This window comes from Ralstonia sp. PBBBR1, assembly GCF_002256165.1.
Lineage (GTDB): Bacteria > Pseudomonadota > Gammaproteobacteria > Burkholderiales > Burkholderiaceae > Ralstonia > Ralstonia thomasii.
In genome coordinates, this window is the sequence record NZ_NKIL01000010.1 from 58,357 (window position 1) to 72,123 (window position 13,767).

The 13,767-nt window shown below is 62.4% G+C and carries 11 protein-coding genes; 6 read left to right on the top strand and 5 right to left on the bottom strand.

What is annotated here, in order from left to right:
• The first annotated feature begins 221 nt into the window (after window positions 1–221).
• A complete protein-coding gene (locus CFE42_RS18485; protein WP_004633374.1) occupies window positions 222–2,201 on the top strand; it encodes a monovalent cation:proton antiporter family protein in 1,980 nt (659 codons plus the stop codon).
• A 9-nt stretch (window positions 2,202–2,210) separates the two neighbouring features.
• Here CFE42_RS18485 and CFE42_RS18490 read toward each other — a convergent pair whose 3' ends face one another.
• A complete protein-coding gene (locus CFE42_RS18490; RefSeq protein ID WP_004633372.1) occupies window positions 2,211–2,615 on the bottom strand; it encodes a ribbon-helix-helix domain-containing protein in 405 nt (134 codons plus the stop codon).
• Between the two features lie 40 nt (window positions 2,616–2,655).
• On the bottom strand, window positions 2,656–3,234 hold the full coding sequence (locus CFE42_RS18495; protein WP_004633369.1) for a DJ-1/PfpI family protein: 579 nt from the start codon (window positions 3,232–3,234) through the stop codon (window positions 2,656–2,658).
• A 108-nt stretch (window positions 3,235–3,342) separates the two neighbouring features.
• On the opposite strand from CFE42_RS18495, the gene CFE42_RS18500 reads away from it, so the two are divergent.
• Together CFE42_RS18500 and CFE42_RS18505 are read left to right on the top strand one after the other, a co-directional pair.
• The gene (locus tag CFE42_RS18500; protein WP_004633367.1) at window positions 3,343–3,951 is read left to right on the top strand and encodes an adenine phosphoribosyltransferase; all 609 of its coding nucleotides are present in this window, start codon (window positions 3,343–3,345) and stop codon (window positions 3,949–3,951) included.
• Window positions 3,952–4,076: 125 nt separating this feature from the next.
• Window positions 4,077–4,694 carry a LysE family translocator gene (locus CFE42_RS18505; RefSeq protein WP_004633366.1) on the top strand — a complete coding sequence of 206 codons (618 nt, stop codon included), beginning with the start codon at window positions 4,077–4,079 and terminating at the stop codon, window positions 4,692–4,694.
• Between the two features lie 30 nt (window positions 4,695–4,724).
• On the opposite strand, the gene CFE42_RS18510 is transcribed toward CFE42_RS18505, so the two are convergent.
• Together CFE42_RS18510 and uvrA are read right to left on the bottom strand one after the other, a co-directional pair.
• Entirely contained in the window at window positions 4,725–5,210 is a 486-nt protein-coding gene (locus CFE42_RS18510; RefSeq protein ID WP_004633365.1) for an adenosine-specific kinase, read from the bottom strand.
• Window positions 5,211–5,293: 83 nt separating this feature from the next.
• On the bottom strand, window positions 5,294–8,158 hold the full coding sequence (gene uvrA, locus CFE42_RS18515) for an excinuclease ABC subunit UvrA (RefSeq protein WP_004633364.1): 2,865 nt from the start codon (window positions 8,156–8,158) through the stop codon (window positions 5,294–5,296).
• 242 nt (window positions 8,159–8,400) lie between these two features.
• Here uvrA and CFE42_RS18520 point away from each other — a divergent pair, with 242 nt between their 5' ends.
• The 3 genes from CFE42_RS18520 (at window position 8,401) to CFE42_RS18530 (ending at window position 10,732) form a co-directional block, all read left to right on the top strand.
• Window positions 8,401–9,564 carry an MFS transporter gene (locus CFE42_RS18520; protein ID WP_012434894.1) on the top strand — a complete coding sequence of 388 codons (1,164 nt, stop codon included), beginning with the start codon at window positions 8,401–8,403 and terminating at the stop codon, window positions 9,562–9,564.
• Window positions 9,565–9,615: 51 nt separating this feature from the next.
• Window positions 9,616–10,173 (top strand): single-stranded DNA-binding protein, encoded by a 558-nt coding sequence (locus CFE42_RS18525; RefSeq protein WP_004633362.1) that lies wholly within the window; start codon window positions 9,616–9,618, stop codon window positions 10,171–10,173.
• Between the two features lie 133 nt (window positions 10,174–10,306).
• The gene (locus CFE42_RS18530; protein ID WP_004633361.1) at window positions 10,307–10,732 is read left to right on the top strand and encodes a hypothetical protein; all 426 of its coding nucleotides are present in this window, start codon (window positions 10,307–10,309) and stop codon (window positions 10,730–10,732) included.
• Window positions 10,733–10,800: 68 nt separating this feature from the next.
• Here the strand turns inward: CFE42_RS18530 and CFE42_RS18535 are convergent, their stop codons facing one another.
• On the bottom strand, window positions 10,801–12,561 hold the full coding sequence (locus CFE42_RS18535) for an EAL domain-containing protein (RefSeq protein ID WP_004633360.1): 1,761 nt from the start codon (window positions 12,559–12,561) through the stop codon (window positions 10,801–10,803).
• Window positions 12,562–13,767: the final 1,206 nt, after the last annotated feature.

Genomic DNA, 13,767 nt, shown 5'->3' on the forward strand with positions numbered 1-13,767 from the left:
GCGCTCCGTTTTGCTGCGCCGCGGCATTCGGCTTCCAAATCTCTTTCTTCCCGTCGCCACGCCGTCATTTTTTGCTCTGCGGCGTCTCGCGTATCGCGCTCTTCGTTTATACCTTGGCATCGGTCTTGCAGCGCCTGCGTGCTCGTTTGCGCACGCACCGTCTTGATGCGTAGTTGCCGGCCCTCCTGTCCAACCCCTTTCGATTGGTTTTTTCGCGTCGCATGCATTCGCCGCTGGAACTCACCCTCGTGTTGCTGGCCGCCGCCGTGATCGGCGTGGTGCTGTTCCGCATGCTGCAATTGCCGCCGATGCTGGCCTACCTGGTGGTGGGCGTGCTGATCGGGCCGAAGGCGACGGGGCTGGAGTCCGATTCGGCCCAGACGCGCTATCTGGCCGAGTTCGGGGTGGTGTTCCTGATGTTTTCGATCGGGCTGGAGTTCAACCTCTCCAAGCTGCGTTCGATGCGGCGGCTGGTGCTGGGGCTCGGGGCGTCGCAGGTGGGGCTGACCATTCTGCTCACGATTCCAGTTTCGATGGTGCTGTCCCACTGGTACCCGCTGTCGTGGCAAGCAGGACTGGCGCTGGGTGGCGCGTTGGCCATGTCGTCCACGGCCATCGTCTCAAAAATGCTGGCCGAGCGTCTGCAGCTGGAGACCGAGCACGGCCGCAACATCATCAGCGTGTTGCTGTTCCAGGATCTGGCGGTCGTGCTGCTGCTGATCGTGGTGCCGTCATTGGGCAAGAACCCGACCGACCTCGTGCTCGCGCTGTCCATTGCCGCGCTCAAAATCACCGTTGCGCTGGTGCTGATCCTGTTTCTGGGGCAGAAGCTGCTGTCGCGCTGGTTCCACCTGGTGGCGGCGCGGCGCTCGCAGGAGCTGTTCATGCTGAACCTGCTGCTGGTTACGCTGGGCATGGCGGCGCTGACGGAGCGGCTGGGCTTGTCGATGGCGCTGGGCGCCTTCCTGGCCGGCATGCTGGTGTCGGAAACGCCTTACAAGCTGCAGGTGGAAGAAGACATCAAGCCGTTTCGCGACGTGCTGCTGGGCCTGTTCTTCGTGACGGTCGGCATGCTGCTGGACCCGCGCGTGGTCTTCGAGCACTGGGCGCTCGTGCTGGGGCTGGTGATGGCGCCGGTGCTGTTCAAGTTTGTGCTGATTGCGCTGCTGGCGCGGGTCTTCGGTTCCGGTGGCGGCGCGGCGATCCGTACGGCGCTGGGCCTGGCGCAGGCCGGTGAGTTCGGCTTTGTGCTGCTCAACCAGATTGACGGCATGCGGCTGATCGACCCGCTGCTCGGCCAGGCAATCCTGGCGGCCATGCTGCTGTCGATGCTGCTGGCGCCGTTCCTGATCCAGTACAGCGATGTGATCGCCATGCGCCTGTCGCGCACGGACTGGCTGATGCAATCGCTGGCAATGACCAAGATCGCCGCGCAGAGCATTGCCACCGAGCGCCACGTCATCATCTGCGGCTACGGGCGCAGTGGCCAGAACCTGGCGCACATGGTGGAGCAGGAAGGCATCGGCTATGTCGCGCTGGATCTGGACCCCGACCGCGTGCGCGACGCCGCGGCCGCCGGCGAGCATGTCGTCTATGGCGACGCGGCGCGGCGCGAGTCGCTGGTGGCGGCCGGCATCCATCGCGCAGCGGCGGTCGCCATTACCTATGCCGACACGGCGTCAGCGCTGAAGGTGCTACACCACGTGCAGGCGCTGGAGCCGACCCTGCCCGTGATCGTGCGCACCATCGACGATGCCGACCTCGATCGCCTGCAGCAAGCTGGCGCCACCGAGGTCGTTCCCGAGATCATCGAAGGGAGCCTGATGCTGGCCTCACACGCGCTGGTGCTGCTGGGCGTGCCCTTGCGCCGTGTGGTGCGCCGTGCGCAAGAGATGCGCGACGCACGCTACAGCCTGCTGCGCGGCTACTTCCACGGTCAGGACGACGAGGAAGACATGCTCGAGCGCGACGCCGTGCGCCTGCATTCGGTGCCGCTGGCCAAGGGTTCGCCCGCCATTGGCCGCAAGCTGGGCACGATGGGGCTGGAGACGTTCAAGACGTCGGTCACGGCGATCCGGCGCCAGGGCATTCGCGCGCTCGATCCCGATCCGGACACCGTGCTGGAGCTGGGCGATATCGTTGTGCTGCGCGGCACGCCCGAGGGGCTGCAGATGGCGGAGGAGCGGCTCTCGCCGCGTTGATGCCGCCGCTTACTTCACGAGCGATTCGAGCAGTGGCCCGCGTGAGCGGCGCGGCGGCGGGGCATCCGCCATGTTGGGCGGCAGGCCGTCGAGCACTGCTGCGGCATCGAGCGAGCTGATCGACACTCGCGTATCGGCGGGAATGCGCCCGTCCTGCTTCAACATGAGATAGCGCAGACAGCAGACGCGCAGGAACGATGCAAAGTTCGCCACCTCGCCGCGACGCTCAAACAACTCGTCATAGAGCTTGCTGATGAGCTGGTTGACCGTCAGGCCGTCGCGCTGGCCGATCTCCTCGAGCACCTCCCAGAACAGGCACTCCAGCCGCACGCTGGTCGCTACGCCGTGCAGGCGTAGCGAGCGCGCGAGGCTGTCATACGAATGGGGATTGGCGCGGATGAAGATTTCGCACATGGCCGGGGCTCCTGGAGTGCCCGGCGTGCGGGCAGCCGGATCAGTGTAGAACCCGCGTGCCCAGGACTTCAAGAAACTGCGCCAACCAGGCCGGATGTGCCGGCCAGGCGGGTGCCGTGACGAGCTTGCCGTCGGTGTGCGCCTGGTCAACGGGGATGTCCTTGAACGTGCCGCCCGCTGCCGTGACTTCCGGGCCACATGCCGGATAGGCCGAACACGCCTTGCCCTCCAGCACACCTGCGGCCGACAGCAACTGGGCACCGTGGCAAATCGCTGCGACGGGTTTGTCCGCCTGGAAGAAGTGACGTACGACCTCAAGCACGCGGGCGTTCAGGCGCAGGTATTCGGGCGCACGGCCGCCGGGCACGACCAGCGCGTCGTACGCTGCCGGGTCAACATCTGCAAAGGTGGCGTTGACGGTGAAGCGATGACCGGGTTTTTCGGAATACGTCTGTGCGCCTTCGAAATCGTGGACGGCGGTCGCCACGGAATCGCCAGCGCGCTTGTCCGGACAGACGGCGTGCACGGTGTGACCGACCATCTGCAGCGCCTGGAAGGGAACCATGACCTCGTAGTCCTCTACGTAGTCGCCGACCAGCATCAGAATTTTCTTTGCCATCGCCGTGTCTCCTGTATGGTTGCGGTTTGCCCATTGTGGTTCGGCGCCATTCGGCCCGGGTGGTAGCCCATTACCGCAGACCACGTTTCCTGCTTTCCTGTTTTTGCCATGAGCCAAGTCCCTCATCACCAGGCGGCGCTGCTGACGCCGTCGTCCGTTCCCGCGTCCACCGAACTGGGCGATGTGTCGCGCTACCTGCGTGACCGTATCCGCACGGTGCCGGACTGGCCGCAGGCCGGGGTGATGTTTCGCGATATCACGCCGCTGCTGCAGGACCCGAAGAGCCTGCGCGTGCTGGTGGACGTGTTCGTCCATCGCTACATGGGGCAGGGGCTGAACCTGGTGGCGGGCATCGACGCGCGCGGATTCATCCTGGGCTCGATCGTGGCGTATGAGTTGAACCTGGGCTTCGTGCCGATCCGCAAGAAAGGCAAGCTGCCGTTCAACACGGTGGCCGAGGAGTACATGCTCGAATACGGCAGCGCGACAGTGGAAATCCATGCCGATGCCTGCAAGCCCGGCGACCGCGTCCTGTTGATCGACGACCTGATCGCCACTGGCGGCACCATGCTGGCCGGCAAGCGTCTGCTCGAACGGCTGGGGGCGACGGTGGTGGAGGGCGCGGCGATTGTCGACCTGCCCGAACTGGGCGGCTCGCAACTGCTGATCGAGGGCGGCCTGCCGCTCTTCACGGTCTGCCGCTTTGACGGACACTGAGCAGCTGTCTGCTGCTTTCGCGTGATGCGCTAGCCGCATACGCTCATGTGACGAAAATATGACGACTTGCTGCTGCGCGCAGTAGCATGACCCCTTCCATTTCCGCTGCACCCTGGGAGACGTCGATGCCTCACGTATGGCTGTTCCTGCTGACCTCGATTGCGATCACAGTGATGCCCGGGCCGGACAATTTGCAGGTGATTGCACGCGGCGCGAGCCAAGGCCGCAAGGCTGGGCTGACGGCGGCGGCGGGATTTGCGTCGGGCTGCCTGTTTCATACGACGCTGGCCGCACTCGGGCTGGCTGCGGTGCTGCAATCGTCGCCCGTGGCGTTCCAGGCGATCCGGTGGCTGGGCGCGGCGTATCTCATCTGGCTGGGCATCCAGGCGCTGCGCAGCAAGGGCGGCGGCCTGGGTCATGCTGGACCGCAGGCGGCCCCGGGCCTCTGGCAGGTGTATCGCCAGAGTGTCTTTGCGAATCTGCTCAATCCGAAGGTGACGCTGTTCTTCGTGGTGTTCCTGCCGCAGTTCGTCGATGCGCAGGCCGGCCATGCGGCGCTGCAAATGCTGCTGCTGGGCGGCGTGTTCATGGCGCAGACCATCGTGGTGTTCAGCGCGTACGGCTGGTGCGCGGCGGCGCTGGGCGGCTGGATGCGCCGTACGCCGCGCGCATCGCTGTGGCTCGATCGCTTGAGCGGTTGCATCTTCATCGGGTTGGGCTTGCGCGTGGCCCTGACCAAATAAGCAAACGCCCGGATCCCCCGGGCGTTTGACTTAGAGCTTGTAGCCGATCTGCCGCAGCAGGTCCTTGCGCCAAGCGATGTCGGCATCGGTTTCGACACCCAGCGGCGAGGCGCCGTCCACCACGCCGAGCACGCCGCGCCCCAGCTCCGTCTGCGCGACGATCACCTGCGTCGGATTGGCTGTGGCGCAGTAGATGCGGCACACCTCCGGTACCGCGCGCACGGCAGCCAGCACATTGACGGGAAAGAACCCGTCACCCAGGAAGATCAAAAAGGTATGGCCCGCGCCAATGGCGAGCGCGTTGTCACGCGCGAGCTGAAGAGCGGTTTCGTCATTGCCTGACCAGCGCACGAGCCGCTTGCCCGATGCCTCGCAGAACGCAATGCCGAAGCGGATACCCGGCACCGCGCCCACGAGCGCCTCGTGGAGGTCTTCCACGGTCTTGATGAAATGCGACTGGCCGAAGATGAAGTTGGTCGCCTCCGGCTTGACGATGGGCACCACGGTGAGGTCCATGGCGACGCTCCTGTGCGACGATGGGAACGCTCTTCATCGTAGGGCGCAGCGGCTTGATTGCAAGCGGCTGCGCCGGTGCCGCCTTATTTGCGCTTGAGCAGCGGCGCCAGGTACTTGCCGGTAAAGCTCGCCTTGCTCTTGGCCACATCCTCGGGCGTGCCTTTGGCGATGATCTGCCCACCGCCCGCACCGCCCTCCGGGCCCAGATCCAGCAGCCAGTCGGCCGTTTTGATCACGTCGAGGTTGTGCTCGATGATCACGATCGTATTGCCGTGATCGCGCAGCTTGTAGATGACCTTCAGCAGCAGTTCGATATCGTGGAAGTGCAGGCCGGTGGTCGGCTCGTCCAGGATGTACAGCGTGCGGCCCGTGTCGCGCTTCGATAGCTCGAGCGACAGCTTCACGCGCTGCGCTTCGCCACCGGATAGCGTGGTCGCCGATTGCCCCAGGCGGATGTAGCCCAGGCCCACATCCAGCAGCGTCTGCAGCTTGCGGCGCACCACCGGCACCGGCGCGAAGAACTCGTGCGCCTGCTCCACCGTCATCTCCAGCACTTCGGTGATGTTCTTGCCCTTGTAGAGCACTTCGAGCGTTTCGCGGTTGTAGCGCTTGCCGTGGCACACGTCGCACGGCACGTACACGTCAGGCAGGAAGTGCATCTCGACCTTCAGCACACCGTCGCCCTGGCAGGCCTCGCAGCGGCCGCCCTTGACGTTGAACGAGAAGCGGCCGGGGTCGTACCCGCGCTCCTTGGCGGACGGCACGCCGGCAAACAGCTCGCGGATCGGCGTGAACAGGCCCGTGTAGGTGGCCGGGTTCGAACGCGGCGTGCGGCCAATCGGCGATTGGTCGACGTTGATGACCTTGTCGAAATGCTCCAGGCCGTCGATGCGATCGTGCGCTGCGGGCTCCGGCGTCGAGCCATATAGATGGCGCGCCACCGCGTGGTACAGCGTGTCGTTGATCAGCGTCGACTTGCCCGAACCCGACACGCCCGTGATGCACGTCAGCAACCCGATCGGAATATCTGCCGACACGTTCTTCAGGTTGTTGCCGCTGGCGTTGATGATGCGCAGCCAGCGCTCTTCATCGGGGGCCGAGCGCTGCTTGGGCACTTCGATGCGGCGCTTGCCCGACAGATAATCGCCCGTCAGCGACGCCGGCGATTGCTCGACCTGCTGGGGCGTGCCCTCAGCGATGATCTGGCCGCCATGCACGCCGGCACCGGGGCCGATGTCGACCACGTAGTCCGACGCGCGGATCATGTCTTCGTCGTGCTCCACCACCAGCACCGAATTGCCGAGATCGCGCAGGTGCTTGAGCGTACCGATCAGCCGATCGTTGTCGCGCTGGTGCAGGCCGATGGACGGCTCGTCCAGCACATACATCACGCCGGTCAGCCCCGAGCCGATCTGCGACGCCAGCCGGATGCGCTGCGCCTCGCCGCCCGACAGCGTATCGGCGCTGCGCTCCAGCGACAGGTAATCGAGCCCGACGTTGTTCAGGAAGTTCAGCCGCGCGCTGATCTCCTTGACGATCTTGTCGGCGATCTCGCGCTTGGCGCCGTGCATGTTCAGCGTCAGGAAATACGTGAGCGCATCGCGCAGCGGCCAGCCGTTGATCTCGTAGATGCCGCGTGCCTGGTCGGCTTCGCCGATCTTGACGAACCGGGCCTCGCGGCGCAGGCGGGTGCCGTGGCACTCGGGGCACGGCTGGTTGTTCTGGTACTTGGCCAGCTCCTCGCGCACGGCGATGGAGTCGGTCTCTTTGTAGCGCCGCTCCAGGTTGGGGATGATCCCCTCGAACGCGTGCTCGCGCACGGTGGTCTTGCCGCGCTCGTTGATGTACGTAAACGGTATCTGCTGCTTGCCCGAGCCGTGCAGCACGATCTCTTGGATTTCAGCCGGCAGGTCTTCAAACGCGACATCGATGTCGACGTCGTAGAACGCCGCCAGGCTTTGCAGCATCTGGAAATAGAACTGGTTGCGGCGGTCCCAGCCCTTGATCGCGCCAGACGCCAGCGACAGATTCGGAAAGGCCACCACGCGCTTCGGATCGAAGAACGTGATCTGGCCCAGGCCGTCGCAGTGCGGGCAGGCGCCCATCGGGTTGTTGAACGAGAACAGCCGCGGCTCCAGCTCCTGCAGTGAATACGAGCAGATCGGACAGGCAAACTTGGAGCTGAAGCCGTGTTCCTTGCCGGTGTCCATTTCCAGCGCGATCGCGCGGCCGTCTGCCAGGCGCAGCGCGGTTTCGAACGACTCGGCCAGACGCTGCTTGAGTTCCGGGTTCACCTTCACGCGGTCGACCACGACCTCGATCGAATGTTTGTCGTTCTTCTTGAGCTTGGGCAGGTTGTCGACTTCGTAGACCTTGGCCTCGGCCTCGTGCGCCGTGCCGCCGCCCGAGCGGATGCGAAAGCGCACAAAACCCTGAGCCTGCATCGCTTCGAACAGGTCGACGTGCTCGCCCTTGCGGTTGGCCACCACGGGTGCCAGGATCATCAGCTTGGTGTCGGCCGGCAGCGCCAGCACGGCATCCACCATTTGCGACACGCTTTGCGCTTCCAGCGGCTGGCCGTGATCGGGGCAGTAAGGCGTACCGGCGCGCGCATACAGCAGACGCAGGTAGTCGTGGATCTCGGTAACGGTGCCGACCGTCGAGCGTGGGTTGTGGCTCGTGGCCTTTTGCTCGATGGAAATGGCCGGGGACAGACCTTCGATCAGGTCCACGTCAGGCTTTTCCATCAGTTGCAGAAATTGCCGGGCATATGCCGACAGCGATTCCACATAGCGCCGCTGCCCCTCCGCATACAGCGTGTCGAACGCGAGCGACGACTTGCCCGACCCCGAAAGCCCGGTGATCACGATCAGCTGGTTGCGCGGCAGATCGAGGTTGATGTTCTTCAGGTTGTGGGTACGGGCCCCACGAATCTTGATTTCGTCCATGTGCGGCTGAGTGCAGCTGAATGCGGCGTCGGAGGGCGGACCGCCTGCGGCAATCGGCGGGAGGGTGGAAAAGGGTAAGCCTGCTAATATACCGAACTTCGGTTTTGCCGGTATCTGCTCCCAGATGGGGCAATCCGTAAAACCGTCCAAGTGTCTTTGTCGCCGCTTTTCTTCGGTTGTTTTGCGGCGGTTTCCGCACCATGTCCTCCGCTTCCGCATCCATGACTTCCGCTTCCGGCCGCATGAACGGCCTTGAGCTGCGCGCGGCCGCCTCGCTGGCCGGCATCTTCGCGCTGCGCATGTTGGGTTTGTTCATGATCATGCCGGTCTTCGCGGTGTTCGCGAAAACGCTGCCCGACGGCAACAACACCCAACTCGTCGCCTTTGCCATCGGCGTGTATGGCCTCACGCAGGCGGTGCTCTATATCCCGTACGGCTGGCTGTCGGATCGCTTCGGACGCAAGCCGGTCATCGTGACGGGGCTGGTGATCTTTGCGGTGGGCAGCCTGGTGGCGGCGTTTTCGCACAGCGTTGCGGGAATCGCCGTGGGGCGGGCCATCCAGGGCGCGGGGGCGATCTCGTCGGCGGTGATCGCCTTCGTGGCCGACCTCACGCGCGAGGAGCATCGCACCAAGGCCATGGCCATGATCGGGGGCAGCATCGGCCTGTCGTTTGCCGTGGCCATCGTGAGTGCGCCGGTCATCTTCCGCTGGGTCGGCATGCCCGGCATGTTCACGGCGATTGGCGTGCTTGCCATTGTCGCCATCGGCGTGGTGCTGTGGGTCGTCCCCAACCCGCCGCGTCCGCCCGAACACGTGAAAGCACCGTTCCGCGAAGTTCTGCGCCATCCCGAGCTGCTGCGACTGAACTTTGGCGTGTTCGCCCTGCACGCCACGCAGACGGCGTTGTTCGTCGTGCTGCCGCACATGCTGGAAGCCGCCGGCCTGCCCGTCGATTCGCACTGGAAGATCTACCTGCCGGTGATGGGCGTGTCGTTTGTGCTGATGGTGCCTGCCATCATTGCGGCAGAAAAACGCGGCAAGATGAAAGCGGTGCTGCTGTCTGCCGTGGCGCTGGTGATGGTGGCGCAGCTGGCACTCGGCGAAGTGAATCCGACACTTGCCGCGCTGGCGATTGCGCTACTGGTCTACTTCCTCGGTTTCAACGTGCTGGAGGCGTCGCAGCCGTCGCTGGTGTCGAAGTACGCGCCGGGCGTGCGCAAGGGCGCGGCCATGGGCGTGTACAACACGACGCAGGCGCTGGGCCTGTTTGCGGGCGGCGCGGGCGGCGGCTGGATTCTGCTGCACGCAGGGCAGCACGCGGTATTCCTAACCTGCGCCGCGCTGGCTTTTGCCTGGCTTATAATTGCGAGCCCCATGCAGATGCCGGCGCTGCGCCGACACTGAAAACCCCGGGCCCAACGGCGGCATCACTTCAATTACCTTCGGAAACTCATCATGGCGTCCGTCAACAAAGTCATCATCGTCGGCAATCTCGGCGCCGATCCTGAAACGCGTTACATGCCCAGTGGCGATGCTGTCACCAACATTCGCGTGGCAACCACCGACCGCTACAAAGACAAGGCCAGCGGCGAAATGAAGGAAGCCACCGAGTGGCACCGCATCGCCTTCTTCGGCCGCCTGGCTGAAATTGCCGGTGAATACCTGAAGAAGGGTTCGTCGGTCTACATCGAAGGCCGGCTCAAGACCCGTCAATGGGAAAAGGACGGCCAGAAGCAATACAGCACGGAAATCGTCGCAGACCAAATGCAGATGCTCGGCGGCCGTGGTGGTGAGGGCGGTGGCAGCAGCGGTGGCGGTGGTGGTGGCTACTCGCGTGGCGGTGAAGGCGGCGGCGGTGGTTACGGCGGTGGCCGTAGCCAAGGTCAAAGCCAAAGCCAAGGCGGCGGCTACACGCGCGGCGGCGAAGGTGGCGGTGGCCAAGGCGGTGGCGCGCGTCGCCAGCCTGCAACGTCGAACGGTTTTGAGGATATGGACGACGATATTCCGTTCTAGAACCTACCTCGTGTAGTTTTTGTTGATTGAAGCCCGTGAGCCTTGTAGCCACGGGCTTTTTCTTTATCCACACTTTATTTTTGTTGTTTGGGGTCGTTATGCATAACTACTACTTGGCAGAAACCGTTGATACATGACGAAGTTCGTAGCAAAGCGGGTTAGGTTCCAGAACGGAGAGCGCCACTCTGTTTTGAGCAGGCGTGGAGCCTTACCGGTCCACGAAGCGACCCTGTACTTGGCGAAGTGCCGCAAGCGTGGTCTGGCCGCCAACACAATTCACAGCGTTTGCATGGCGTTGGCGTTGCTACATAGGGAGCTGGCGAAGGCGAACATTGATTTGCTCGAGCGGATCCGTCCGGGGCAGTTTTTAACGGCACCCGAACTCAACCGGTTGGCCGAGGCCGCTCAGTACGGAGTCGATGATTCGGAGCATGCGGAAAAAGAGGGGCAACGTAGCCGAAAAGTCATCGACATCAAACGGATTCGCATGCGCCGCGGGCCGGCAGCCGTTGACGTGAAAGCAGTGAGTGAGGCCCGTCGCAGCGCTACCGACCTCTGAGGGAAATGCCACAGCTTGGTTGCTTCCCGCCAAGCGAGCGCATCATTCGACCCAAACCTCCGATTGCCTCAACAGCAAGCAACAACGGCAAAGGGCTCGCGGCACACGAAGAATTTTTCTCCCGCACGTTTTGCCTGCCTCTTGGCAGCTGCCGCCTGAGTTGCAATGACACTCGTGTCTATGGCGGCGCCCGCCTGAACCGGTACAACGCCTGCCGCGATGGTCACAAAGTTGTAGAAGCGAAGATTGCCGTGACGGTCCTCACTCTGAATGCCGCCGGCTTTGATGTCAGCCGGTGTGTAGAGCCCTACTGCTGATGCATCAAACTGTGCCATCGCCGTGCGAATGCGCGCTTCCCAGTCGGGGCTCTGGAAGAGGATAAAGAAGTCATCCCCACCTATGTGGCCCAGAAAATCACTTTGTCGGTCGCAGGCTTCGGCGAGGGTTTCGGCGGCGAGCTTTATCATCTTGTCACCTTGCCAATAGCCATACACATCGTTGAATGGCTTGAAGCTGTTAAGGTCACAGTAGCAGGCATGGAATGGCACGTCGCTTTCCAGGAGCCGATTCATGTGGATGTCGATTGGAATATTGCCTGGCAAGAAGGTCAGTGGATTTGCGTATCTCGCCGCTTCGATGCGTGCTTCAGTCACTGCGCGAACCAGGTCCTCTCCGGTTGCCAATCCGACGTACTGGCCTTGGTTGACGATGACCAGCCCTTCGGACAGATATCGCTGGTCGCCCAACTTCAACAGGCTCATCAACTGCTCCATCGTCGCTCCTTGCTCGACGACGACCGGCGTCTGATTCGCAAATTCCATACAGGTCTTTCTGCCGTGCAGTTCCCGGCGATATGGGAAGGCATAGGCGTCGACAAATGCGTGCCGGCTAATCAGACCGACGGGGCGTCCATTCTCCACAACGGCAAGCGCATGCAAGTTTGGATGCCGTGCAAAGAGACTCAGAACGTCATCATTTCGGGTGTTCGGTGAAACGCTGGGCGCGTTCAATAGCAGGCGGCTTGCTGAAAACGCACGTGGCGCATCTTGATTGGCATCCGGGGCAGGGGGCACGAAGTTGGTACGGAATGCATCCTGAACCGGCCAAGTCAACTCCGGCATCTCGCTCGGCTTTCCTAGAAGGAAGCCTTGTACATGGTTGATGCCCAGATTGCGGCAAACCGCCAGGTCTTCGCGATTTTCAAGCCCCTCCGCAATCAACTGCGCGTGCCCGGCCTTGGCAATGCTGTGCAGACTGCGCAGCACCTCTTGGCGGAAGGGCGACTTGGAAACGCAATCGGCGATCGAGCGGTCAACTTTGACATAGTCAGGCCGCAAGCCAATCCACAGGCTCAGATTTGCGTTGCCTGTGCCGTAATCGTCCAACGCCAACTGGGCACCTGCCTGACGTATCAAGCGTAGCGCATCTTGCAGGGACGACAGCGGATTCGGGCACGCCTGCTCCGTCAGCTCAATGACGATTCGCTCATGGGGGAACTGCATCGCTCCCAAGAAAGCCCAGACGTTATCTTTGTCGCAAGCAATTTCTCGGATGGCAGCAGCGCTCAAATTCAGGAAGAGCTTTCCTGGTAGCTGCGCCTTGGTGAAAGTACTGACGCTCAGCCTGGCCATGAAACGCTCCAGAGCAACCATACAGTGCTCGCGTTGGGCCTGCTCGAAGAGCGCTTGGGGTGATTCCAGACGCGAGCCTGCCGGGCCACGGGTGAGCGCCTCGTAGCCCAAGACCTCGCCGGACGATAGCGTTCCGATGGGCTGAAAGACCACGCGCAGGAGTTGCTTTTCCATGCACTCGGCAACAGACACGGTCATTTGGTAGCTCGACAAAGACATAGATGACGACAGGCAACCGCTGGCCGCCTCTGTACGACGTCGATGCGACCATCGACAACCAGGCGCCAGAAAGGCGCTGCACGCCTACTGAGCAGAGGGGAGAGACAATGGGTGGGCCGGGATGGGCAATGCGCCTGCCCCCTCCGCATCGCAACGCTGCTACCGGCACTTGGCTTGATTGCGGCACCACGACGGGATGCCCGACGCTTCACCTCGTTGTCGCCGCCAACATCCATCCTCTCCCGAAAAAAAAGGGAGACGCGGCGATGTCGCTGCGCCCGAAGGACGGGTGGCGGGAGAGAGGTGCGTCGCCGTCCGGTCGAGAATGTATGTGGGTGCGGAGGTGCGTGTCGAGAGTGTTTTTAAGTTTTTTTAGTTCAGTTGTTAAACGTACTAAATTCTAGAGCTGACATCAAACCGTCATATGCACGCATCCGCCCCGGACACGTGCCAAGAACCGGAACGGGTAGGCTGGGCCCTAAAATCAGGTTCAAGGTCCCTTCTGCGACCTATGAAACGTCAAGGCACGCATTCAAAGTGCTCGCTCCGGACTCCTTGGTCTGTGTAACCGACGCACATCGCATCCACACATTTTCCCGTGGTTGCGTGACCTCTCTATAGCGCTCGACCTCGAAGCCTCCATGGACTGGGGGAGCACCACTTTTGACGTGGGTAGGCAGGGCCGTGAGAGGCGCGTCCTCAATAGAGGGGTTTGCAGGAGAGTCTTGGGCGGGCACGGCCGACTTCGTGTTGGCGCTCGTCGGCGCAACCACCTGCGCCGATGCGCTGCCGCCTAATAATGCTAGCCCCATCAATAAAACCGTGAATGGGCGCACGTGCAAACGCTTTGGCATACCGGCCTCCCATCAATAACTGCCCGAGCATAAAACATGCTGCGAGAGCACAAAACATAATCATTCTCTCTCGCCTTGCGCACTATATTTAACAATTCTTATATATGCGATTTAATTTATGCGGGAAATAATCTGATTCATTTGTGAAGCAATATAGTTAACTTCCATGAATCAATATTTTGCTTCGGCAAATAGCGTGGCTAGCTAGTGAGGCCTTCAGCTATCTCCGCCAAGCGCGCGGCCTGCGCGGAGGCGCGCCGGTAAGATAAAACGTTTGGCCTCCCAGCCTTGCTCTTTGAGTCACGCCGTAAGTCCAAGGACTTAAGGGGGT

Bases quoted from the DNA above. Each gene is read 5' to 3' on its own strand.
- CFE42_RS18535 (WP_004633360.1), bottom strand. From the start codon at position 12,561: ATGACCGTGTCTGTTGCCGAGTGCATGGAAAAGCAACTCCTGCGCGTG.
- CFE42_RS18505 (WP_004633366.1), top strand. From the start codon at position 4,077: ATGCCTCACGTATGGCTGTTCCTGCTGACCTCGATTGCGATCACAGTG.
- uvrA (WP_004633364.1), bottom strand. From the start codon at position 8,158: ATGGACGAAATCAAGATTCGTGGGGCCCGTACCCACAACCTGAAGAAC.
- CFE42_RS18485 (WP_004633374.1), top strand. From the start codon at position 222: ATGCATTCGCCGCTGGAACTCACCCTCGTGTTGCTGGCCGCCGCCGTG.
- CFE42_RS18510 (WP_004633365.1), bottom strand. From the start codon at position 5,210: ATGGACCTCACCGTGGTGCCCATCGTCAAGCCGGAGGCGACCAACTTC.
- CFE42_RS18530 (WP_004633361.1), top strand. From the start codon at position 10,307: ATGACGAAGTTCGTAGCAAAGCGGGTTAGGTTCCAGAACGGAGAGCGC.
- CFE42_RS18495 (WP_004633369.1), bottom strand. From the start codon at position 3,234: ATGGCAAAGAAAATTCTGATGCTGGTCGGCGACTACGTAGAGGACTAC.
- CFE42_RS18490 (WP_004633372.1), bottom strand. From the start codon at position 2,615: ATGTGCGAAATCTTCATCCGCGCCAATCCCCATTCGTATGACAGCCTC.
- CFE42_RS18525 (WP_004633362.1), top strand. From the start codon at position 9,616: ATGGCGTCCGTCAACAAAGTCATCATCGTCGGCAATCTCGGCGCCGAT.
- CFE42_RS18520 (WP_012434894.1), top strand. From the start codon at position 8,401: ATGAACGGCCTTGAGCTGCGCGCGGCCGCCTCGCTGGCCGGCATCTTC.
- CFE42_RS18500 (WP_004633367.1), top strand. From the start codon at position 3,343: ATGAGCCAAGTCCCTCATCACCAGGCGGCGCTGCTGACGCCGTCGTCC.